Genomic DNA, 240 nt, shown 5'->3' with positions numbered 1-240 from the left:
GCCTTCAAGGGCGTGGATGACTTTGTGTGTGACGATCTTTACCGCAGCTTCCACATTCGCTTTATCTTTCGGCCGACGCGCGCGTGTGGGAAGTGCCGCTGTGTTGTAGTGCTCCAAGAACTGCTGGTAGGTGTCGTTGACCTTCCGATTCCTATCGGCAGTGCTGATTGCGTTCGACGCCGTCGACGCGTTATCGGGGACAACAACCTGGCAGACCCCGCCGAAGTAGTCAAACGCTTG

At 56.7% G+C, this 240-nt stretch carries 1 pseudogene; it reads right to left on the bottom strand.

The features are described from left to right. A pseudogene (locus tag HMPREF2993_RS04315) lies at positions 1–240 on the bottom strand (DDE-type integrase/transposase/recombinase); the annotation flags it as partial.

The organism is Corynebacterium sp. HMSC068G04 (genome assembly GCF_001814885.1).
GTDB lineage: Bacteria > Actinomycetota > Actinomycetes > Mycobacteriales > Mycobacteriaceae > Corynebacterium > Corynebacterium hiratae.
This window is presented reverse-complemented; position numbering and strand designations above follow the sequence as displayed.